Source organism: Phyllobacterium sp. P5_D12 (assembly GCF_054049495.1).
Genome location: NZ_JBFUMG010000767.1, coordinates 1 through 1,641, shown reverse-complemented (window position 1 = coordinate 1,641; position 1,641 = coordinate 1). Strand labels below are relative to the sequence as shown.

Here is a 1,641-nt window from a genome sequence, read left to right as displayed (position 1 = left end):
TCGCGGTGCGGCTCAGTGCATCAGTATCAGTTCCGCGGGTTCCGACGCCATCGGCCATAAAAATCAAATCGAATTTCGCTGCTTCGACAATGCGCGCGAGTTCAGCATAGTGGGCGAAATTCGATCCGGCGTCGGCTTGTGCTTGCGGGTGCCGCCAAGCGGCGATGTGGTGTCCCGTCGGATAGAGGAATGCCCCGAGTTTCAACTGACCCRCTCGCTTGCTCATAACGGTCTCCCAATGGACTTTCGTTCTCAAAAATCTAAGCTTCATTTTTTAATCTCGACAGAAAAGGTATTCTTTAAATTCCATCGATTCAGGTTTTCTTGTTTAGCTAGGTCGAGATCCTTAAGACGACTGTGATAGCGGCCGGCGATCCTACCCCCCTCGGTCACCGCTTCCCTACTCGCCGCTGTTTCGGACGGCCTGCTCGAAAGCGCCTCCTTGGATGACCTGAAAAGATTCCCGCCCTTGTTCAGGAAGCAGTGACTAGGCTGATGCGCGCGGACCGTTTTAAGGCACGCCTTGCGACTGCAGCCATCACGCGATGGTGAGGGAAATTAGATCGATGTATTTATTTACCCGAATCAGGCGCCACCATAGCTTTCCTGCGGAACCTAGGCGGGAGGACCTCACTCCGATCTTCCAACAGTTGATAGGAGTAAGGCCGTGGCATTCCGCAATCGAAGAGACACATTCGTGAGGCGGTTCCACGCCAGAGCCCCTAATTGGCGATGAACGGCTGACGAAGAGCAGATCGCTTCTTTTCACGCGTCAGAAATTTGGGCCCGATCTATCGGTTTGCGTTTCTGGTAGATTGGGCTTTCCATATGTGTTGTCTCATCGATGGTTCTTTCCTCTGATGCATCGACGCTGCATGCCCATACACCTAACATGTCGTCATTTCTTATTGGCCTGCTGCGCCATCGCCTATCATGTCATTCACACCATAGGATATTTGATGCGAATAATCGTCTTTGGACTTGGAGCAATCGGCGGGGTTGTCGCTGCTCAGCTCAGCTTGGCTGGACACTCTGTCATCGGCATCGCGCGCGGGCACCAGCTCGAAGCGGTAAGTCGATCCGGGCTCGCGCTGCTTACCCCAGAAGGGAAGAAGACCGCAACCTTCCCCGTTTGTGCAGATCCGCGGGAGATCTCTTTCAGTAGTAGCGACGTGGTATTGCTGGCAATGAAGGGGCAGGATACGGCGCAGGCCCTGTTTCAGCTCAAGGCCGCCGGTGTGGTAGAGCAGCCGGTATTCTGCTTTCAGAACGGAGTAGCCAATGAAACGCATGCGCTGCGGTTTTTCGGAAATGTCTATGGCGTTACTGTCATGCTGCCAGCGGACTTTGAAAAGCCAGGTGAAGTAGCCGCCTACGGTGTTCCTAAAATCGGAATATTTGATATCGGTCGCTATCCTGCAGGAATTGATGCCGCGGTAGTAAACTTATGTCAGATGTTGAATGCCTCTGGCTTCGTCGCGAATGCCAGAAGCGATGTGATAAGGAGCAAGTATCGCAAGCTGTTGGGTAACTTGAGAAACATAATCGATGCGGCTTTTGGAGATGAGCAGCTTCAAGAAAAATGGTACCAGAAAGCGCGCGCTGAAGCCGAAGACGTGCTGATGACTGCCGGCATAGAAT

Annotated in this window: 1 protein-coding gene and 1 pseudogene; one reads left to right on the top strand and one right to left on the bottom strand. The window is 52.9% G+C overall.

Annotation, left to right across the window (positions count from 1 at the left end):
• A pseudogene (locus ACXJ5O_RS26220) lies at positions 1–226 on the bottom strand (nitrilotriacetate monooxygenase); the annotation flags it as partial.
• Between the two features lie 733 nt (positions 227–959).
• Here ACXJ5O_RS26220 and ACXJ5O_RS26215 point away from each other — a divergent pair.
• Positions 960–1,641: ketopantoate reductase family protein (locus tag ACXJ5O_RS26215; RefSeq protein ID WP_457302463.1), on the top strand; the 682-nt coding region annotated here is incomplete at its 3' end.